The following is a 20,932-nucleotide window of genomic DNA, read 5'->3' on the forward strand; positions in this document are numbered from 1 at the left end:
TTGATGAACGACTTGCCGCCACCCTTCTGACCTGCGGATTCACGATTGCAACTGCGCAGCTGGCCTGCTCTTACAGCTTGCGCCGCAGGTCAGCGAAACTTAGGATCCAAGCTCAGATCACTCACGACACCTCAGGTTGCCGTGAGGAACAGGTGCTCGCGCTGCAAGAACGAAGGCCCGGCACGGACGGCCATCCGCACCGGGCCACGTTCGGAGCGTTCTATGTCAGGTGGGTTCGGCCGTCCAGAAGCCGGTCGTACTCACTTGACGAGCACTACGGCCGAGCGCCGACCCGCTAACGGGCAGCTACCTGACTCACGCATCCTGCGACTGCCGTAATCGCCGACAGGACCGCCAGAAGGACCGGAATCCACCAATCTGGATCCCGTCGCTTCCTCTTGACCCCCTTGCGACTACTGACCATCGCCACTCAACTCCTTACCCGGGCTGCTGCCAGCTTGCCTGGTGGCAAGGCTGACGCCTCGGTGCCCAGCCGAGACGAAAGGGGCCAGGGGGAGTTGAGTTGCGCTACACCCTACAACCCTTGATCCAGACAGCCGAACCGTTTCTCCTCGGTACCGGTGAGTAGCCGACGAACAAGCGGTGAGATGCGTCACCCTGACGCACCATCAGGTCAAGGACTTCAAGGCTACCGGCCAACCAGCCACTAACACTCGGCAGTTCGGCACTGGCTCGTTGAGAGAACGATCATCCCCCCTCCACCTCGTCCTCGCTTTCTTCCTTTCCGCGCACCGGTGCGTCGGCAAACAGTTCCGCGAAGTGGTCCGTCAGTCGCTCGACAGAGTCTTCGGGAGCGCGCTCCTCGGCAGGCCCTACGGGAAGAGGGCGATGGTGCACGGAGACGCCCTCTTCCGCCTCGTCTATCCATCTCTGTTGGGCACCGGCGTCCCGTTCCCTGTCCGGAGCGATCACGTCGTACATCAGGGTCGCGGCTGCCGTGTTGACGGCCTTGGCCAGGGCGTTCGCATCGCGGCCCGTCCGCACGACCTGCCGTTTCAACAGCCGAACCAACGCCTGGGCTGTGGGGCGGTGGTCGATGACGTCCAGCCTGAGCACGGTGTTCAGCATGTCCTGGTTGCCGCAAGCGGTGACGACCGGTTCATAGTCCGGGCCGTTCCTGAACAGTTCGGCCACCCACCAAAGGCGGGCGAAGGCCTGCTTGTAGTGAGGGCCTTTGAAGTACTGACCATTGACGGTTTTCCTCGACTCGGAAGTGTGCCGCCAAACCACGAAGTCGGGGGCGACACCGAGAGCCAGGTAGTTCCACAGCGCGGAATCCGCGGCTTCGGCACGCGTCAGGCGAAGGATCGCGTGCAGCCGCGGCGCGAGCCAGGCGTCAGCCTGCGTCGGCCTGTCCTCCTGGTGGATGTACATCACGTCGTCAATGAGGTCCCGAATAGCGCGCAGTCGCCACCGAGGACTCTCGGGCAGACGCTCAGCAGCCTGGTTGAGGGCGATGCCAGGGACGTTGTCCTTACCGGCAAGCAGTCCGTCCGTAATGAATCGCACCGCCTCCTCGTCGGCGAGCCGAGCCAGGTACTCGGGCAGGTGGTCGGGCCTCTCCGTCATGCCTCGTCCTCACGCTTGAGCGTTTCCAGGCCGCGTACGGTCTCCGAGAGCGCCCTGGGCACCTCGGCCCTCCGCATCGCCGCGTACTGAATACGCGGCTGCAGTTCGGTCCACCCCGTCGCGCCCACTCGCCGGCGGTGCACTTCCCGCAGGGCGTCCTCAAGAGTTCGGTCGGGCACGACGTCGGGAAGCATCTCCCTCAGCACCTCGCCCTGCCAGCCGTACGGGAACAACGGGGTACCGTCGTCCTCGATCTCCAAGTCACCGATGGCCGAGTGGAACACGGCGATCCACACGTCGGCGGCCATCTGGGACACCATCAGTTCGTTGACCAGCGCCTCGGATCCGCGTCCCTCCGCTGCGAGGATGTCCGTCACGCCCTCGAAGTCGGTGTTGATATGGACGGTGGGCAGTGCTCCCGACGCATTCACGATCCACGGAGCGTCCGTGAAGTTCTGCAGCCAGCGGGGGCCCCTGGTGAACGCGACCTCTTTGATGTCAAAGCTCTGCTCTCGGGTCGGGGTGTCGCTCTGCACGTCGACGATCCAGTCGTCGGACGCTTCCCCGATGATCCGTCCGGGGACGCCGTCCACCGTCGCGACCACCTGAACGGTCAGAGTGGCTCGATCGAAAACGTCGGAGCGCAGCAGCTGCAGCTCTCCGCGCCATTCACGGCCCCCCTCCGCCTCAGGGGCAAGCCGAGACGTGATACGGGTGTTGGTCGTCCTGTCCGTCACCAACGCCACCACCGCGACGTCGGCCCACGGTCCGCCCGGCTCGGTGGCCTTGGAGGGGATCGTCGCCGAAACGGTCAGCGTGGCCGTCTCCCAGTCTTCTGTCTCCGCCTGGCCGAGCGCGACGACACGTTCGACCACGGAACGCGCACGGGAATCGAGCTGCTCGCGAGGCTGCTCCGGCGCTTTGACTTTCGCCGCGTCCACCCGCAGCGAGACGGTGCCGCGCAGGCGGGGGTACGGGAACATCTTCATGACAGCGACTCCCCTTCACCGGTGCGCAGTTCCACCACGAGTCCGCTCAGGCTCGTCCTGACGGCATGGGTAGAGGGATCTGTCACGCCGCGGAACGTCGCTGAGCGCGCCCCGTCGGAGAAACGCAGAGTGCCGTCCACTACCTGGCAGTTGTCCACCCCGACGAGTTCAGCCCACGCGACGGTGGGACGCGGACCGGAGCGTACGTCGAACTTGGCCACCGGGACGAGGTGCCAGTCATGGCCGCCGGCAGGAATCCTGATCTCGCCGGTCACCTGCCAGGCGTTGTCGTCGAGCACCTGGGCGTCCAGCTCCTCCAACACAGGCATGGTCGCCGCCGACAGCCGCTTTCGCTTCTTCGTCGCACCGACAGTCAGGGTCCTGGCCAGGCGCCCTCCACCCGGCTTGGGTCCCTTCTTGGGGCGGGCCACCAGTGTCTTGATCGCCGCATTGGTTTCCCGAGTCAGGGCGTTGATCCGGCGGTACGCCGAGGAGGAGTAGGTGAGCGTCAGTTCCTCCGTCTGGCCCCACTTGTTGTGCTCCGGGGGCTCGGCAGCACGTAGGAACTCCTCTGCCTCGGCGGCAAACGGAGCCTGCGAACCTGCTGCTTCACCGGCCAGCAGAACAGCCTGGAAGGGATTGACGGACAGGGGCAGCCCGGGGACTGCGGTGTCCCGCACCGTCATACGGTTGCCACGCATCGCCACGACGCGATTGGGTTTGCCGTCGGCGTCCTCCGCGTCGGTCACCAGGAGAACCGCGCGATGTTCCCCCTGAGAGGTCCGCCCGCCCCCGCGGAGGGGCAGGTTGAGGGGCACGGTTGTCATGGCGACCTGACCGGCCTCCGTGAGCTGTTCCACGGTCGTACCGCCCAGGAACGCTTTCAAGGCACGGGTGCGGGAAGGCTGCGTAACACTGGGGTCCACGCGCTGCTCAGGAATGACATCAGCGCCATTGCGCAGAGTGCGCACGGATGCCTCCAGGAGCGGCAACCGGCCGCCCCCGCCCGTCATCGCGGCCCAGAAGTTCTTGCCCAAGGCCCGTACGAGCCTGCGATGCATCCGCTGGATGCTGTCGTCGTCCTCAGTCTCGTTGCCTTCTGGTGCGGAGCTGTCGTCGGCCAGGCTCGCCACGTCGTGGGCCCCGATGATCAGGAAGGACGTTCCCGGCTCACCACTCTCCCGCGCCAGGTGAAGGATCTCAACGGTCTCCTCGTCCGCCCACCAGGACCGTGCCACTTTGGCTCCCGGCGAATCCGGATCGGGCCGCCCCAACCACGCCGGCCCCGCGCACACTTCACCGTTCACCTGACGCCAAGGCAGGTCCAGGCGCCCGATGAGACGGCGTTCGGTCCGCCCCTCGTGCGGTTCGGACAGCGTGGAGTTGATGAGCACGAGCCCGAGCCGGCTGGTCGCCCACAGGGTGGCCTTGCCCAGACCGTACGAACCGCCCGCGGAGCTGCCGGACTTGTGACTGTCGAGCTGCCGCCTCACGACCGCCGCGAAGCGGCCGTCGTCGTAGTCGTCACCCGTGAGCCCCGCCGCGTTGTAGTCGTCCACCCGCAACAGGACGAGACGGTCGTGCTCGTACATGTCGCGTAGGCCCGCGTCGATGACCCGGCCGACCTTCTGGTCCTGCGCGCGCACCACCTCGTAGTGCGGGTAGAGGTCGTCCCACTGGATGGCCTCGCGGAACCGGGCGAGCGTCTCCCCTGTCAGCTCGTGCAGGGTGTAACGCACCCGCACAGGCTGCCCGTTGACCGTGAGCCTCTCGTCGAGACTGTTCTGGCAGGTCTCCCGCGCCAGCACGGACACATCGGCGTCGAATGCGAACGCGGCAGCATTGCCCAACTCCCGTCCACCGTCGGCGTGTCCGGGCCGGTGATACCAGCTCACGGGGAGGCCGGCCTGGGTGTCTGTGGTGCGGGTGTGCACCGTGGCAAGGTCGGTGTTCAAGGCCCGAGCGATACGTTCGATCGTCTCGGGGCGTGGGGTCGCCCGTCCGGTGATCCACGCCGAGACAGCAGCACGCGTCACTTCCACTGCCTGTGCCAGCTCAGTCTGCGTCATGTCGGCGAGCTTCAACTGCCGCGCCAGCCATGGACCGAAGTCCTCGCCTGCTTCCACGGGTCACCTGCCCTCGGGTGTTGCTCCACTGGGTCGGACAACTCACCACACCATACCCGCGCCTTTGACAGAACTCTGCATGTCAAACGATCTTTGACGAGGATGAGGGAGGTCGAAGCATGACCGGAGGACTGTTTATCAACTTCCTCCCGATTTGCCCGCATTGGCTCCTGGAGAATCCGTTCTTCGAACCCCCTTGCGTGGTCTCAGCCCAGCCGAGTAGCGTCCCGTTCAGCGGCCCCACCCGCCTCGGAAGAAACGCCTTTCCGACGCCCTGGTGAAGTGTGCCGTCTTTTCTCGTCGGGCCTTCGCGACGGCATCGCAGGCAACAGTGCCCGATTCTCTCACCCGGCTCCCCCGGGCGACGTTCTCGCTCACCGCTCCGAAAGTGTAGGCCGCATTGGACAGCAGCACTCATCGGTTATTCCGCGCAGGGACAGTCCGGACGGGAACCATCGTCACTGCAGCCGCGTCCGTGTCATCACCCGCATGCGTCACGGTATGTGGCAGGACACGACATCGGCACTTGCTCGGCCGAAGCGGTCCTCGTACCTCGTCATGCGCCTCAGGTCGCCGCTCCACGATCGGAGTCCCGTGTCTCCCGAACTGACCCCTGTGCTCAAAACCGTTCTCGATCAGTCCTCTCGCGTTCTCAAGACGTACGCCGTCGATCCAGGTCTGATCCCTGAACACGCGAACGGAGAAAGACGGATCACCCAGGGCGGATACGGCGACCGTCAGCTCTTCGAACTCGTCCAGAACGCCGCCGACGAAATCGCGGCCGAGCCGGGCGGCACCACCCACGTCGTTCTCACGGACACACATCTCTATTGCGCGAACGAGGGGACACCGGTTACCCCTGAAGGGGCTGAGACGATCCTCCGCATGAGCATGTCGCGGAAACGTGGCGGCCAGATCGGACGTTTCGGGGTCGGCGTCAAATCTGTCCTCGTCGTGACCGACGCCCCACAGTTCTTCAGTCGCACTGGCTCCTTCGGCTTCGATCGCGAGTGGGCCTCTGCGCAGATCCGCGCCATTCCCGAGGTCACTGCTCGACTCGGCGAGGACTTCGAGGCGCCTGTGCTACGCATGGCCCGCCCCTTGGACGAAGCTGCCGAACGTGCCGCCGACCCTGTACTCGACGAACTCGCTAGCTGGGCCACCACCGTCGTCCGCCTCCCGTTGCTCGACGGTGCTGCCGATCGCCTCGGCCAGGACATGCACGGAGGGCCGTCGGCCGGAAGCCGGGAGGAGTTTCCCGTCGGTTTTCAGCTCTTCTCACCTCACGTGGCCAAGGTGATCCTGGAGGATCGCCGTCCCCGCCCCGTCGTGCGACGGACCCTCACCGTCGAACGTGACCACACGCTGCACGCCGTACGTGAGGAGCGCCCCGGTCGGCATTCATCGGCCAACCGATGGCGGGTGTTCACTCTCACCCACGAGCCGACGGGCACCGCCCGTTCCAGCGCGGGCGAGTTGCACGACCGTGTCTCCCTCGACCTCTCGTGGGCCGTGCCCGAGTATGAGCAGGACCCCACCACCGGACTCATGTCCTCCCCCAAGGGCCGGGGGAGGTTCTGGTCGTTCTTCCCGACCAAGTACGAGATGACGCTCAGCGGAATCCTCAATGGAGCCTGGAAGACCAACGAGGACCGGCAGAACCTGTTGGACTCGTCCCCGTTCAACCAGGAGATGATCCGGGTGGCCGCCCGGCTGGTGGTCGAGTCGCTGCCAGAGCTGGCGCCCGCCGAGGACCCGGCTGCGTACCTTCCGCTCCTTCCCGGACGTCCCCGTGAGTCGGAGACCGTGAGTTGGGCCGACCGCTACCTCACCGAACGGATCTGGGAAGCCACCGCCCACCGGCCGTCGCTGCCGGACCAGGACGGTCGGCTGCAGGTGCCGCGCGACCTGAACATCCACCCGCAGCTCGGCAAGGACACCAAGTCCCTGGTCCGCTGGTTGACCCTCTGGAACTCGTACGGCGGCCGGCCCACGAACTGGTTGCACCCGTCCGCGGATGCCACCGACCTCCGCGCGGGCAAGGTGGAGCACATCCTCAAGGCCGCCAAGCGTGAACGCGCCTCCGTCCGGGAGTGGTTGGAAGCTCTGGTCGCCGACGGCACCGCCGAGGCGTCCGCCACCGCCGTCCGCATCGTCGCCGACATGATCCAGTCAGCCTCGCCGTACGCGGATCAGGCCCGTACCGCGCGGATCGTGCTGACCGAGGAGCAGGGCATGGTGGCGCCGGTCGTCGGCAAAGTGTTCCGTCGCACCGACCAGGACGGGCTGCGCGAGTCCCTCGTCTATGTCGACAGCTTGCTGTCCGACGACCCCTCGCTCGCCGCCGCCCTCGCCACGCTCGGCATCCGCGAGGCCGACGTCCGGGGCCGCTTCGTCAGCGTGCTGGAGCAGGGGTTCTCCTCGTACGGCGCTCAGGACTGGACTCGGTTCTGGGAGCTGTTTCACCATGCAGGCAGCGGCCAGCTGTCGCACGAGGTGATCCGGCGGGTGCCCGTACCGCTGTCGACTCTGTGCGTGCGCACCGCGGACGGACGCTTCCACCTGATGCGTGACTGTCTGCTGCCCGGGCCGGTCGTGTCCGCGGAATCGGACCCAGCGGTCGCCGTGGACGCCCGGTTCCACTCCGATGACATGGCCTTCTTCCGCGAGGTAGGGCTGCGTGACCGTCCCACGGGAGGACACCGCCCTGAGGAAGAACCGTGGTTCGAGCAGTACAGGGAGGTAATGCACAAGGCCTACTGCGCGACGCTGCCCGACCAGGCGTCCCGGCCGACGCTAGCCAAGATCAAGCTGGAGGGCGCAGCGGTCGGCGGACCGCTGCACCTGCTGCCCCAGCTCTCGGAACAGGCCCGAGCCAACTTCCTGAAGGTGCTGTCCGAGGATGCCCTCGTCGACAACTGGACGCTGCAGGTGGGGGCACAGGTCGGCACCCGTCGCGCCGTGGCCTCGCCGATGCGTTGGATGCTCAAGCGGCACGGCCTCGTGCCGACATCACAGGGCCTGCGCCGCGTCACCGAGGCGGTCGGCCCACAGCTCGCCGCGTACAGCGACGTGCTGCCGGTGGCGCAGATCAGCATCGAGAAGGCCCGGAAGCTTCGTCTCCCAGCGAGCGTCGAAGAGGTACCGGACTCTTTTTGGGACCAGCTCCTGGCCAAGCTCCAGCACAGCGAGGACGACGCCTTCGTCGGCAACACCTACGTGCTTCTGACCCGCCTTGAGGTGTCCTTCCCCGAGGACACCCTCACTCGGTGCCGGATCGGCGACGAGTGGGGCACGCGCCCCGACGGTGAGATCGCCGTCGCCTCGTCGCAGGAGGAGTATCGGGCACTGCGGGCGGAGCGACTCCCCGCCCTGCTGACCGCGTCCGCCCAGGATGCCGCGGTGCTCGTCAAGCAGTGGGGGATGCTCCCGTACGCCGATGTGATCAGCCGCGAGACCCGCTACGAGAGCGCCGGTGAGGCGGTACCGCTCAAGGAGGCGTACCCCGCGCTGCGGCAGCTCCACGGCTCCAAGGTGGACCAGTACACGCTGCAGCGGTGCAAGGTACTCGAAGAGGTGACGCGCACCCCCAACGGCATGAAACCGAAGACGCTGAACAGCAGCCTGCAGGGGTCCGTGATCCTCGTGCTTGAGCCGGCCACGCCTCTTGAGGTCCTGATGGCCGTGGACAGGGAACTGCACTGGCGCATGGGCGAGTCAGGTTGTCGGCAGGTGCTGGAGGCCCAGCAGCGTCAGGAGCAGGACCAGAAGGTCAAGAACGCGCTGAAAGCCGTGCGTGAGGCAGACGACGTGGTGACGAAGCTCCTGCTTCTGCTGGGAGCCGAGGCCCTGCGGGACCGCCTGCCCGCCGGTCTGATGGACGGTGAGCGCGCGGAGAACGGCGGAACCGAGCCCGACGGCTACCGCATCGCGCAGATGGCGTTCAACGCACACGGCGACGGCATCTTGCAAGTGCACACCCGTGACCTGCAGAACCTCTACCCCAGCCACGCCCCGGCGTCTTTCACGGGCGCCTCCACGGCAGTGGCGTTCGTGGCGGACCTCCGCTTCCCTGACGCCTTCGCCGGGTTCAGGGCGCCGCCGTTGGAGCCGCGTATCGACGTGGACGGACCTCGGCACTTCCCACGTCTGCACGACTACCAGGAGCGGCTGGCCGCCAACGTCTTCACGATGTTGGACCGCATCGTCCCCCAGCGCGGCATGCTGTCTCTGCCGACCGGCGCGGGCAAGACGCGCGTCACGGCCGAGGCGGTGATCCGTTGGGTGAAGCAGGTGGAGCGGCTCGACGGGCCGATCCTGTGGGTCGCCCAGACCGAGGAGTTGTGCGAGCAGGCGGTGCAGAGCTGGAAGTTCGTCTGGGAGAAGGTCGGCGCGGAGACGCCGCTGGCGATCAACCGGCTGTGGTCGACGAACGAGGCGGGTCCCGTCACCGACCGGCCGCAGCTGGTCGTCGCGACGGACGCCAAGCTCCAGCAACCGAACTGCCTCGCCGCCGAGGCCTACGCATGGCTGCGGGACGCCGCCCTCGTCATCGTCGACGAGGCGCACACCGCCATCACACCCCGCTACACCGAGATCCTGGCGCACCTGGGCCTGACGGCCTCCCGTACCGACCGCCATCTCCTGGGTCTCACCGCGACGCCCTTCCGCAACACCAACCAGGATGAGACCCGCCGCCTGATCAATCGCTTCGGTGGCCGGCGTCTGGACAAGGGTGTCTTCACGAGCGACGACGCGTACGCCGAGCTTCAGAAGCTCGGCATGCTGGCACAGGTCGAACACCGCCTCCTGCAGGGCGGCACGATCACCCTGACCCGTGAGGAGAAGCAGCGCGCCGAGCAGTTGAGCCTCCTGTCGAGGGCGGCCGAGCAACGGCTGGCCGACGATCACGACCGCAATGCCCGTATTCTGGACGAGATCTCCGACATGCCGGAGGACTGGCCGGTGCTGGTGTTCGCGACCTCGGTCGACCACGCCAAGTACCTCGCGGCGAAGCTCCGCGACCGGAAGATCACCGCCTCCGCCGTCGACTCCACCACGTCGGCCAACGACCGCCGCCGACGGATCGACGACTTCCGGGCGGGCCGCACCCGCGTGCTCACCAACTACGGCGTCCTCACCCAGGGGTTCGACGCCCCCGCCACCCGAGCCGTTGTCGTGGCACGCCCGGTCTACAGCCCCAACGTGTACCAGCAGATGATCGGGCGGGGTCTGCGCGGACCGCTCAACGGCGGCAAGGACACCTGCCTGATCCTCAACGTCAGGGACAACATCCAGAACTTCGACACCGCACTGGCCTTCACCCAGTTCGAACACCTGTGGAGCAGCAAGTGACCGACCCCTACGGTGACAGCCCTCCGCTCACCGAAGAGCAGCGGGCCGTCGTCGACCTCCCCTGGGACACCCGGCTCCTCGTCACCGCGGCGGCAGGCTCCGGCAAGACCCATACGGTCGTACGGCGCCTCGACGCCCTGGTGGGCCACGAGGATCCCGAGGAGGCACTGGAGGCGGGCGAGATCCTCGTCCTCAGCTTCTCGCGCGCCGCCGTCCGTGAGTTACGGGACCGGATCGCCCGGCACGGCGACCGGGCCCGCAGGGTGCGCGTTCAGACCTTCGACTCGTGGGCGTACCAGTTGCTCGCATCCGCCTACCCTGACGAGGAGTGGGCGACCCGCAGCTTCGACGACCGCATCCGTGCGGCCACGGACGCGGTCATGAAGGGCGCGGTGGAAGCGGGGGAAATCGGCGCTCCCTCGCATGTGGTGATCGACGAGGCACAAGACCTGGTGGGCGACCGTCGGGACTTGGTGGAAACGCTGCTCGACCGCTTCCAGCGTTCGTGCGGGTTCACCGTGGTCGGCGACTCGGCCCAGGGCATCTACGGCTTCCAGATCGAGAACCCGACGGAACGAGCCGGAGAGACGGACAGGTTCTTCGCCTGGCTGCGGACGTCCTACGACGACCTCGTCGAGCTCGAACTGACCGAGAACTTCCGTGCAAAGAGCCCCGAGGCGCGCACCGCCCTCGCCCTCGGCGGCCGGCTGCAGAACCTGGCCGGCTTCGCGAGCGGCCAACTGGCTCTGGCCGAGGTGCTCCACGCCGAGCTGCGCGACCGGCTGCTCGACCTACCGGGACTCGGAGACCTGTCCGACGAGTTCACGCTGCAGACGTTGAAGGCGTACCCCGGCGCCTGCGCGATCCTGACCCGCGACAACCGTCAGGCGCTCGCCGTCTCCGAGCTCCTTCACGAGCACGGCGTGGAGCACGCGCTGAAGCGTTCACTGCAGGATCGGCCCGTGCCGTACTGGGTCGCCGAACTACTGCGCCGCGCCGAGTCGGCGACGCTCACGGAGCCACGGTTCCTGGAGCTGCTCGGGGAAATCCCGCTGCCCGCGGGCGTGGAACCGCAGCGATGCTGGCGGTCCTTGCGGGCCGCGACCCGGCGCACCGGCCGAGGCCTTGTCGATGTCGCCGCCGTGGGGCGCCTGGTGGCCGAGGGTCGCTTCCCCGACGAGCTGGGCGACCCGGAGACGGCTCGTTTGACCGTCTCGACGGTGCACCGGGCCAAGGGTTTGGAGTACGACCGGGTGCTGCTGCTGTCTCCCCCGTCCATCGCTGAGCTGCGAAGGACGCACGAGGACCTTGATGTGCCGGCCGAGGCGCGCGCCCTCTACGTGGCCATGACGCGGGCCCGCGAGGACCTGTACCACGTGGCCGGACCCGACACCTCCCGCATACGGCGTCACCGCCCCACCGGCCGCTGGTACCTGGGTGGTTGGAAGAAGCACGAGCGCTACGGCATCCAGGTCCTGCCGGGAGACGTCCACCGCGAGCAGCCTCCCGGCTCCTACAACGCGGACCTTGCCGCCGTCGAGACGCAGACATACCTGCTCGAGCAGGTTCGTCCGGGTGACGCGGTGGCGCTTCGGTTGCGCCACTCGCTGACCGCGGGGCCAGGCCAAAGTCCCCCGTATGACGTGGTCCATCGCGACCGGGTCATCGGCGAGGCGTCCGAGCGCTTCCGTCGGGACCTGTATGCGGTCGAGATGATCTCGCGCTCGTGGGACGTCAGCTGGCCCAGGCAGATCGTCGGCCTGCGGGTCGACATGCTGGAGACGGTCGCGGGCAGCACCGCAGCCGGCGCCAACGCAGGGCTTGGCGGGAACGGGGTGTGGATGGCCCCTCGGATCACCGGAATCGGTCGGCACCGGCGCGCCACGCGGCCACAGGAGGGACAGGGATGACGCACGAAGAGAGTCGACATGTCGAGCACTACCGCGTCCGCGAGGAGTTGGTGGCCCGACTGCGACGCGAGCTGCTGGGCCCGGACGTCGAGGCCGGTGACGACCCTCATGAGGTGCTCACACAGGACGCCCCGATCAACCGCTACCTGACCGGCGTTCTATACCCGAGGCCTGCGAACGAACGGGCCCGGCGGCAGATGGAGGATGTCGACGCCGAGAAGGACGGAGTGGACGCCGCTCCCCTCCTCGGTCGAAAGAGCCCGGACGAGGAGGAGAACGGGCTCGAACCACCTGCGACAGGCGAGCGCAAGCCCTCGACCATGGGCCTGACCTTCGCTGTGGACCCCGGCATCTGCCCCGAGGTCGTGATTTCCGCGCGGGCTGCAAGATACGAGCCGGTCGACGCGGAGGGCCGACTCATTTCCGCTCAGCGTGCCGAAGCCCGGACGACCGACCATCAGCGGGAGCACTGGCGACGCAAGGAGCTAGACCTTCCGCATACCCGAGTGGACGTCACCCTTCCCGGGCGGCTGAAGCCGGCACCGCAGCTCGCCGACGGCGTAGAACTGGACGTCCTGGTACGCAAGCCGAACCACGAGTCCGGGAGCGTTACTCTCACCGTCACGCTCGTCAACACGAACACGGTCGGGGAACGAGAGCTCCAGGACGCATTCGCGCTCTTCCAGACGGGCTTGCGGGTCCGAGCGGCCGACGGCTCCTCTGCATTCGTCGAGCGCCCCGCAGCTCTGTCAGCCGTGGACCCGGAGCTGAACACGAGCCGCTTGCTGCACCGACACGCCCCCACCTTTGCAGTGGGACACGGTTGCGCAGCGGTCTGGGACTGGACCCCGCCACCGGTCGGCCTGACCGAGATAAGGCAACGCGCCGCCGTCGCCGAGGTCCGCACCGAGTTCGTACCGACGCACGAGGTACTGCTGACCGACTCCAATCGAGACATCGACAGCTCCGCCCTCGGCATGCTCGGTCTCGCCACACGGCCGGACGCGGAAGTGCTCGCGGCGCTGACCGGGCTGGCCGACGGTTACGCGCAGTGGATCGACGCGAAGGCCGTCGAAGCCGCAGCGTTCGCGCGTACTCAGTACGAGGACGCCGCGATCGAACAGCTCGAGGCATGCAGAGAGGCGCTCGGCCGGATTCGCGAGGGCATTCGACTACTGAGCGAGAAGCCGGACGTGATGAAGGCGTTCCGGCTGGCCAACCGCGCCATGGCGGAGCAACGGGCGCGCAGTGCCTGGGTGAAGGAAGGGTGCAAGGGCGAACCCGACCGGGACAACCAGCGCTGGTACCCCTTCCAGATCGCATTCATGCTGCAGTGCCTCTCAGGCATAGACGACCCGAATCACCCCGACCGCGCCATCTCCGACCTGCTGTGGTTCCCGACCGGCGGTGGGAAGACCGAGGCCTACCTCGGGCTGATCGCGTTCACCACGTTCCTGCGACGCCTGCGGCACAAGGCTCACGGTGACGGTGTGACGGTACTGATGCGGTACACGTTGCGCCTGCTCACGCTGCAGCAGTTCGAACGTGCCACGGTGCTGATCTGTGCCATGGAGCAACTACGCCTGTCCGATCCAGAGGCTCTGGGCAACGAGGTCATCTCCATCGGCATGTGGGTCGGCAAGTCGGCGACGCCCAACGATCTGACCACCGCCGCCAAAAAGATCAAGGAACTGCGCGCCAAGCGGAACCTGCAGACAGAGAACCCTGTCCAGCTGCACGCCTGCCCATGGTGCGGATCCGCGCTCGACGCCTACAACTACGAAGTCGACGAGATGCGCGAGCGCATGGACGTGCGCTGCCCCGGACGGGACTGTGCGTTTTCCAAGGGCCTTCCGGTGCACTTGGTGGACCAGACCGTGTACAAGGCCCGTCCGACGTTGGTCATCGCGACCGTGGACAAGTTCGCTTCCCTGCCATGGCGCAAGGAGACTGCGGCCCTGTTCAATCGGGACGACGACCTGACCCCTGCACCCGAGCTGATCGTGCAGGATGAACTGCACCTGATCTCGGGTCCGTTGGGCACTTTGACGGGCCTGTACGAGACGGCTGTCGACACGCTTGCCGACCAGCCGAAGGTGATCGCGTCCACGGCGACCATCCGGCGCGCCGCCGAACAGGGCCGTAGCCTGTTCGACCGTGCGGTACGCCAGTTCCCGCCCGCAGGTCTCGATTCCCGTGACTCGTGGTTCGCCGTAGAGGCCCCCCGCGAGATCAAGGCGAGCCGTCGCTACGTCGGTCTGCTCGCTCCCGGGGCGAGTCAGGCAACCCTGTTGATCCGTACGTATGCGGCACTGCTGCACGGAGCCCTGTGTGCCGACACCACCGACCAGGTCCGTGACACGTACTGGACCCTCGTCGGCTACTTCAACAGCCTACGCGTGCTCTCCGGCGCGGAGCTCCAGGTCAACGATGACGTCGAGGACTATCTCAGACTCCTGGCCGACCGTGACGGCACCGAGATCCGCCGTTCCGACCGATACTCGGAGCTGACGAGTCGCGTGGACGCAAGCCTGATCCCCACGCGTCTCAAGGAGATCGAAAAGCGCTACCCGAACGTCGATGTGCGAGACGTACTGCTCGCGACGAACATGATCGCCGTGGGCGTGGATGTCAACCGGCTCGGCCTGATGGCGCTCGCGGGCCAGCCACAGACGACCGCCGAGTACATCCAGGCGACCAGTCGTGTCGGACGCGCCCACCCCGGCCTGGTGGCCGTGATGCTCAACTCCGCGCGTTCCCGGGACCGCTCGCACTACGAGAACTTCCAGCACTTCCACTCGGCTCTCTACCGCGAGGTGGAGTCGACGTCCGTGACTCCGTTCTCCGCGCGCTCCCGCGATCGCGGTCTGCACGCGGTGGTCGTGGCACTGGCCCGCATCCTCATCCCTGAGGCGCGCGAGAACGACGCCGCCGGCCGCATCCGTGCCTTCGAAGACCGACTGAAAGCGGAGATCAGACCGCTGCTGACCAGCCGCGTCTCGCAGATCGCGCCGGAGGAGACACAGGCGACCGCCGACGCGTTCGACGAGTTCGTCGACTGGTGGGGCAGAGCAGCCGACACTTACGGCGGGCTGCTGTACGCACCGGTGCGCGGAGACCGCACACCCGCCCTGCTCAAGTCGTACGACGACGAGTCCGAGGACACGGGATCCTGGCCGACCCTGTGGAGTCTGCGCGATGTGGATGCCGAGTCCGCCCTTTTCCTGGAGGCAACCCGATGACCCCGCCGCCCGCGCGCCGTCGCCGCACCCCCGGCGTCCCGTCTGCGCCGCGTATCAACTACCCGCGCCGCGGCTCCGTCCGACGCTCCCAGATGATCACGACGTACGGGGTCGGGTCGCTGATCGCCGTGGACGGCGAGTCGTTCATTGTGTCCGGTCTTGACGACGCACACGCGAGCTGGTCACTCGACGAGGCCCCGATCATCCACGAGGAGCGCCTGTCAGAACTGCTGGGAGTCGACTACTTCCGGCTGCCACCGAGCTCGGACGACACGAGCAAGGACGGCGTGCGGGTCCGCCGCTTCCCACTGTGGCATTACTGCCCGGGCTGCCATGCCCTGCAACACGTCGCCGCATTCAACTCTCCGGCCGGGAAGAACGTGTGTGAGCAGTGTGACGATGAGCCGCTCGTGCCGTCTCGTTTCGTCGTCGCCTGCGAAAAGGGCCACCTCGACGACTTCCCGTACTGGAAATGGCTGCACCGCAAGAACCGAGAGGGTGGCGCCTCTGGTTTCTGTGGAGGCCAGATGAGTCTGCAGTTCTCCGGACAGAGCACCTCGCTGCGGGCCATCGTTCTGTCCTGCTCCTGCGGGGTCCCGGACAGGTCCATGGAAGGTGCCTTCCGGCGTGCCGCGTTCAGTGAACTCGGCGTGCGCTGCGAGGGCACGCGGCCCTGGCTCAAGGACGCTCCCGTCGAGCATTGCACCGAAACCCCGCGCACCCTGCAGCGCGGTTCGTCGTCGGTGTGGCAGCCGGTGCTGCGCTCTGCCCTGTCGATCCCTCCATGGAGCGACGGCCTCGCGGACAAGCTGGCCGAGCATTGGGAGGCACTCCTCTCCTACTCCTCCCGCATGGAGATCGAGATCTACCTCAAAGGCGCATTTCGCGGAGACGACTCGGTCTCCGTCGACGCTGTGCTGGAGCTGCTGGAGGCGAAGCGGCAAGGCGAGCCCGAGCAGGAGGGCGACGCGACCTCCCGGCCTACAAGCCACTACCAGACACTGCGCCACCAGGAGTACGAATACCTCTGCGCGGGCAACACCCTGGCGGACAAGGGACGCGAGGAACAGTTCATCTGCGAGCCCCCGCGCACGAACCTGGAGTCCCTCGCTCCGTACGCAGTGCAGCAGTCGATGCTGGTCAAGCGGCTGCGTGAGGTTCGAGCCCTGAAGGCGTTCACCCGGCTCGTCGACGCCGAGTCGGCCACGGAGAGGCACGAGGCCCCGTTGTCGCTGAGGCGCACCAACTGGCTGCCGGCGATGGAGGTTCACGGCGAAGGCGTCTTCATACGCGTTGACAGCGAACGGCTCGACGACTGGGCGCGTGCGGTGAACGTGGCAACGCGCGTGGAACGGATACGCACCAACCATGAGCGGCTTCTGCGGGAACGTGCCGCTGACCCAGCTGAGGCACCCTCCTCCCCTGCCGAGCCTCGGATGGTGCTGCTGCACACCCTGGCACACATCCTCGTCAACGAGTGGAGTCTGGATGCCGGTTACCCCGCCGGCGCCCTCCGCGAAAGGCTGTACGCAGGCGACTCGATGGCCGGCATCCTCGTCTATACCGCGACGAGCGACTCCGCTGGGAGCCTCGGCGGTCTTGTAGCCCAAGGGGAGCCCGATCGACTCGCGCAGGCCCTGACCTCGGCGCTGCAGCGAGCCGCTTGGTGCTCGGCCGACCCGCTGTGCATCGAGGCAGGGATCTCCGGGGCCGGCGGCGCGAACATGGCCGCCTGTCACGCCTGCGCGATGCTCCCCGAGACGAGCTGCGAACACAACAACATCCTGCTGGATCGCGCGCTGCTGGTGGGCACCCCGGACGACCCTCGCCTGGGCTTCTTCGCCCACATCCTGTTCCACTGACATCCGACCGTCAGTTCGGACACAGCAGTTGCCACCACCGCGGTGTTCCAGAGGATCCTCCGTCACAGGTTTCGGCCCATGGCTCTGGATCCGTCGATCTGCGTCTCAAACTGGGTCTGGGCGCAGTCCAAGACGTCATCCGCGTCACAGCCATGGGCACGGAGCCAGTGAAGGAAATCCGTAATGACGTCGATTACGGCCTCTTGGGTTATCGACATGCTGAGCCTGCCCGCATCAGTCCCGCAAGGCAGCTGAGCAGCGGCGTAGAGACCGAGAAGGGCCTCAGCCCGCATCACGCCGGGTGCTTCTACGTGGCCGTGGGGTGCGGTGAGCTTCGTGGCCAGTTCGCACCACGTGACCTTCCGGTCCGGACGCAGCAGCACACCCCAGCGATCGGCGACGGCGTCCACGAGCGCCATGCCTCTCCCATCCTCACAATCCGTTGCGCTCGCATCGCGGAGGACGGGCAGGGCTCGCGTATCGGGATCATGCACCTCGATGCGTAGGTGATTGCCCCTCACGGACACAGCGAGCGTCGCGGGGGTGCCGTGTCCGACGTGAGTGATGACGTTGGACACCAGCTCGCTGACACACAGTTGGGCCTCGTCGCTGATGTCGTGCAAACCCCAGATGCCCAGGTGCAGCCGCATGATCCGGCGCAGGGCAGCCACCTCGACGGGCTCGGCCGTGAAGGACAGCTCCCACGGCTTGCGCGACATGCACACCTCTTGGCTCACGTGGACCCCTCTGATCGCAGTCGACACCACGCACAACAGCGCAATGTCACGAACGCTCACGTTGAGTTGTTCTGTCGACCACTGTTGCGGCATCACATCCCGCCGTGCAATGTGCACGGAGAGAATCCCACTTCCGTGTGATTGGCACGCACATCCCTTGGCGCAAGACTGAACACCCGCTACCTGGAAGAGGGTTGGAATGGCCGGTTCACCGACGGCACGTCGCCGCCGTCTCTCGATCGAGCTGAAGAAGCTCCGGGAGAAGAGCACACTCACCTGCGCCCAGGTCGGTGCGGCTCTGGACTGGAGTGGATCCAAGGTCAACCGGATGGAGACGGGCAGCGGGCGCATCCAGCCGTCGGACATCGACGCCCTGTGCCGCTTCTACGGCACGAGCGAAGAACTGCGCGAGTTCCTCAAGTCGCTGGCCCGGCAGGCGAAAGTGCGCGGCTGGTGGCAGGTCCACGGCGCCGGCGTCCCCGAGTGGTTCAACATCTACATCGGCCTCGAACAGGACGCTTCGACGTTCCGCCAGTACCAGTGCGAGGTCGTACCCGGCCTGATGCAGACAGAGGAGTACGCGTCCGAGCTTCACAAGACCGGCGCGCACATGTCCGCCGAGGACATCACCAAGGCGGTACAGGTCCGCATGGAACGCCAAATGATGCTGAGACGGCCTGACGCTCCCGAGGCGTGGTTCATCGTGAACGAGGGCGCCCTGCGCCACGTCATCGGGGACCGCGCTGTGATGCGAGGGCAGATGGAACGCGTCTTGGAGACGGCGGATCTACCGACGGTGACCTTGCAGGTCCTTCCCTTCGACTCAGGCACCTATCCGGTCACCGGTTCGTTCACCATGCTGGGCTTCCCGGCCCCGGAAGATCCGGACATCGTCTACCGCGACGGCATCACCGATGCCATGTACTTGGAGGGCGAGCATCATGTTCGTGAGTACACGCGGACGTTCGATGGCCTTCGTGCAGCAGCTTTGAGTCCTCAGCGCTCCGCCCTGTTGATCGAGTCGATCTTGAAGGATTACACAAGGTGACAATAGAAGGATCCGGTGGAAGTGCCCGCCCGGCATGGGTCAGGTCGTCCTACAGCAACGGCGCTGGAGGCGAGTGCGTCGAATGCGCACTCACCGGCAACGGCGCACTCGTTCGCGATTCGAAGGCTACGGAGGCCCGGGTGATCGCGGTAGGAAGCGCTGCGTGGCGCTCCTTCGTCCAGAGCGTGAGGCACGGTGGGGCGGCACGCTAACGTTGCGTCTCCCCGGTGCCCATGTCCCAGCCATTCCTCGGCGGCCCAGGACCGATCGTTGATCAAGGAAGCGGGCTGATCGTCCCAATCCTGAAGGTGGCATCTGCACCTCTCACGTGATCTCCTCCACGCAGCACGGGCAAGAGGTGAGGGGCGCGTATGAACAGGCGGGGCGTGCTGGGGCGGGGCGTGCGTGTCGGTCTGCTGATGGCTTGCGTTCCGGGCATCCCCTGGGCTGCTCTCGCTCCGGCGGTGGCCGCGGTGGAGTTTCTCCGGGGTGGGGACACTGAGCTTGCCGCTCGTAACGTGCCGTATGGCGGGCTGCTCTGCGGAGGGAGTCTGCTGGCCGGGGTGCTGATGGGCTTGGTTCTCGGTGGAGGACTGGCTCTCGCGTCTCGCGTCATCACCCGGGCCTAAGGGCTTGCCCTTGTAGGAGCAGTGCTCGGAGTGCTGGTCTTCCCGGCCGAGTTCGTGGTCGTCGCGATAGGAACGGGTGCGGCTCGTGCGCAGCTTGGGACGACTCTGCTGGCTTGGCCGGTGATGACGGTGGTGGCAGCCGCGCACAGCGCCGACGTCGCAGGCGTAAGCCGCAGCCGCACTTGGCTCTGGACTCCAGGACTGGCGCGGCGGCTCGCGCGGGGCTGAACACGCGTCGGCTTACGCACCGCCTCTCAGCTCCCGGACTGCGTCGAGCACGCTGTCCACCACCTCGGTCACCGGCTTGGATGCTGCATCGATGATGGTCGCGCCATGGCTTTCGTAGATCTCTCGCATTCGAGGGTTCCACTTCAGGGCCGCTGCGAGCTCTTCGGGATGTTGACCGAATGGGTTCGTAGTGCGGGTGGCCAGCCGGTGGCGGAGGGTGTGCTCGTCGATCACCAGGCACACGATGAAGTCGAAAAGATCGCGGACGTCTGCCTCGTTCTCCGCCGACCCACACAGGAACGCGATGCGGGAACGGGATTCCTCGACGAGGGCCTCAACACGCTCGCGCACGATCACCCAGCCGTATCGATCGAGCCAGCCCCTGGGGACCGGATACGGAGGGTCCCTCACGATGTCGCCGTTGGCTCGATCGATCCAGTGACTGAAGCCGTCCTCGTCGGCGTCGAGCGCGATGTGGCCGCGCTCTCGCAACACCCCGCAGACCGTGGACTTACCAGTGCCTGAATTACCTGTCAGCCACACCAACGTCACGCCGCGAGTCTAGGCACGCGATTGCGACCGGTCACTCATGGCGGCTTACAGCTGGTCACCCGCGCCGGCCGGCTCCGGAGGGTGCGGCCCGCCACCGTCTTTGATGTCCTGCTCGCAGGTTCGTCCTTGGTAGGACTGGTCGTTGGGGATCAAGAGCACTTCGGCAACCTGCTCAGGGTGTTCGACGGCTAGATAGTCGTCGCCCGTGAGGGCACCGTCCGGCCCGAACGCCTCCGACGAATGGACCGTTCGGCACCCCAACGCCACGCGTCCCTTGTCGACCGCGCAGGCGTCCACCGCAGGGCCGGATGTCTCGCCGGCGCCGTCGAAGCGGTAGCGGAAGTGGACCTGGTCACCTTCGGAGGGCACCTGCGGGTGGGGCTCAAGGCGCCAGTCGACGACCTCGGCGGTGACGCCGAGAGGCCGTCCGGACAGGTCCTCGACCTGCACGCTGACAGCGGCCTCACCGCGCTCCGCCGTCGTGTCGGTGCAGTCCCAGAGGGAAGAGCAGCCGGACAGGGCGAGAATCACCAGAGCCAACGGAACACCGGCGAGTATCCGTGCAGCAGGCACTGATGACCTCCAGTCAGGTGGAGCGGGGCAGTGTATCCCGGGCATGAAGAAGCACGGTCGGTCATTCAGGTCCAGCCGGCTGTGCCTGAAC

At 66.7% G+C, this 20,932-nt stretch carries 12 protein-coding genes; 6 read left to right on the forward strand and 6 right to left on the reverse strand.

The annotated features are described in order from the left end of the window. Nucleotides 1–708: 708 nt before the first annotated feature. From IE97_RS0119040 to IE97_RS0119050, 3 genes are read right to left on the reverse strand one after another with little or no spacing between them, the layout of a single operon-like run. Nucleotides 709–1,590: a DUF6339 family protein gene (locus tag IE97_RS0119040; RefSeq protein ID WP_030241536.1), complete on the reverse strand. Its 882-nt coding sequence runs from the start codon at nucleotides 1,588–1,590 to the stop codon at nucleotides 709–711. Beyond that, the gene (locus IE97_RS0119045) at nucleotides 1,587–2,579 is read right to left on the reverse strand and encodes a hypothetical protein (RefSeq protein ID WP_030241541.1); all 993 of its coding nucleotides are present in this window, start codon (nucleotides 2,577–2,579) and stop codon (nucleotides 1,587–1,589) included. Before IE97_RS0119045 ends, IE97_RS0119040 begins: the two co-directional genes overlap by 4 nt. Next, entirely contained in the window at nucleotides 2,576–4,705 is a 2,130-nt protein-coding gene (locus IE97_RS0119050; RefSeq protein WP_030241543.1) for a helix-turn-helix transcriptional regulator, read from the reverse strand. Before IE97_RS0119050 ends, IE97_RS0119045 begins: the two co-directional genes overlap by 4 nt. A 558-nt stretch (nucleotides 4,706–5,263) precedes the next feature. On the opposite strand from IE97_RS0119050, the gene IE97_RS0119055 reads away from it, so the two are divergent. The 4 genes from IE97_RS0119055 to drmB are packed head-to-tail and all read left to right on the forward strand — an operon-like array spanning nucleotide 5,264 to nucleotide 17,074. Next, a complete protein-coding gene (locus IE97_RS0119055; RefSeq protein WP_051705037.1) occupies nucleotides 5,264–10,060 on the forward strand; it encodes a DEAD/DEAH box helicase in 4,797 nt (1,598 codons plus the stop codon). Further along, nucleotides 10,057–11,970, forward strand: coding sequence for a UvrD-helicase domain-containing protein (locus IE97_RS0119060; protein WP_030241548.1), 1,914 nt, complete (start codon nucleotides 10,057–10,059; stop codon nucleotides 11,968–11,970). Before IE97_RS0119055 ends, IE97_RS0119060 begins: the two co-directional genes overlap by 4 nt. Then, complete coding sequence (locus IE97_RS0119065) at nucleotides 11,967–15,212, forward strand: helicase-related protein (RefSeq protein ID WP_030241550.1); 3,246 nt, start codon at nucleotides 11,967–11,969, stop codon at nucleotides 15,210–15,212. Before IE97_RS0119060 ends, IE97_RS0119065 begins: the two co-directional genes overlap by 4 nt. Continuing rightward, nucleotides 15,209–17,074: a DUF1998 domain-containing protein gene (drmB, locus tag IE97_RS0119070; RefSeq protein ID WP_030241553.1), complete on the forward strand. Its 1,866-nt coding sequence runs from the start codon at nucleotides 15,209–15,211 to the stop codon at nucleotides 17,072–17,074. Before IE97_RS0119065 ends, drmB begins: the two co-directional genes overlap by 4 nt. Before the next feature lie 62 nt (nucleotides 17,075–17,136). On the opposite strand, the gene IE97_RS0119075 is transcribed toward drmB, so the two are convergent. Further along, complete coding sequence (locus IE97_RS0119075) at nucleotides 17,137–17,793, reverse strand: ATP-binding protein (RefSeq protein WP_037844484.1); 657 nt, start codon at nucleotides 17,791–17,793, stop codon at nucleotides 17,137–17,139. A gap of 217 nt (nucleotides 17,794–18,010) precedes the next feature. Here IE97_RS0119075 and IE97_RS0119080 point away from each other — a divergent pair, with 217 nt between their 5' ends. Beyond that, on the forward strand, nucleotides 18,011–18,859 hold the full coding sequence (locus tag IE97_RS0119080; RefSeq protein WP_030241556.1) for a helix-turn-helix domain-containing protein: 849 nt from the start codon (nucleotides 18,011–18,013) through the stop codon (nucleotides 18,857–18,859). Then, nucleotides 18,856–19,071: a DUF397 domain-containing protein gene (locus IE97_RS40480; protein ID WP_078603297.1), complete on the forward strand. Its 216-nt coding sequence runs from the start codon at nucleotides 18,856–18,858 to the stop codon at nucleotides 19,069–19,071. The genes IE97_RS0119080 and IE97_RS40480 overlap by 4 nt, the downstream gene beginning before the upstream one ends. 657 nt (nucleotides 19,072–19,728) lie before the next feature. On the opposite strand, the gene IE97_RS39330 is transcribed toward IE97_RS40480, so the two are convergent. Both IE97_RS39330 and IE97_RS0119095 read right to left on the reverse strand, forming a co-directional pair. Further along, on the reverse strand, nucleotides 19,729–20,268 hold the full coding sequence (locus IE97_RS39330) for an AAA family ATPase (RefSeq protein WP_158708313.1): 540 nt from the start codon (nucleotides 20,266–20,268) through the stop codon (nucleotides 19,729–19,731). A gap of 45 nt (nucleotides 20,269–20,313) precedes the next feature. Then, nucleotides 20,314–20,841, reverse strand: a complete 528-nt coding sequence (locus IE97_RS0119095; protein WP_199809828.1) for a hypothetical protein — start codon at nucleotides 20,839–20,841, stop codon at nucleotides 20,314–20,316. Nucleotides 20,842–20,932 lie beyond the last annotated feature (91 nt).

The organism is Streptomyces sp. NRRL S-455, from assembly GCF_000717875.1.
In the GTDB taxonomy this organism is placed as follows: Bacteria; Actinomycetota; Actinomycetes; order Streptomycetales; family Streptomycetaceae; genus Streptomyces.

Excerpts from the sequence above, each read along its gene's own strand:
- IE97_RS0119045 (WP_030241541.1), bottom strand. The coding sequence starts at position 2,579 with ATGAAGATGTTCCCGTACCCCCGCCTGCGCGGCACCGTCTCGCTGCGG.
- IE97_RS0119040 (WP_030241536.1), bottom strand. The coding sequence starts at position 1,590 with ATGACGGAGAGGCCCGACCACCTGCCCGAGTACCTGGCTCGGCTCGCC.
- IE97_RS0119075 (WP_037844484.1), bottom strand. The coding sequence starts at position 17,793 with ATGTCGCGCAAGCCGTGGGAGCTGTCCTTCACGGCCGAGCCCGTCGAG.
- IE97_RS0119080 (WP_030241556.1), top strand. The coding sequence starts at position 18,011 with ATGGCCGGTTCACCGACGGCACGTCGCCGCCGTCTCTCGATCGAGCTG.
- IE97_RS0119065 (WP_030241550.1), top strand. The coding sequence starts at position 11,967 with ATGACGCACGAAGAGAGTCGACATGTCGAGCACTACCGCGTCCGCGAG.
- drmB (WP_030241553.1), top strand. The coding sequence starts at position 15,209 with ATGACCCCGCCGCCCGCGCGCCGTCGCCGCACCCCCGGCGTCCCGTCT.
- IE97_RS0119055 (WP_051705037.1), top strand. The coding sequence starts at position 5,264 with ATGCGCCTCAGGTCGCCGCTCCACGATCGGAGTCCCGTGTCTCCCGAA.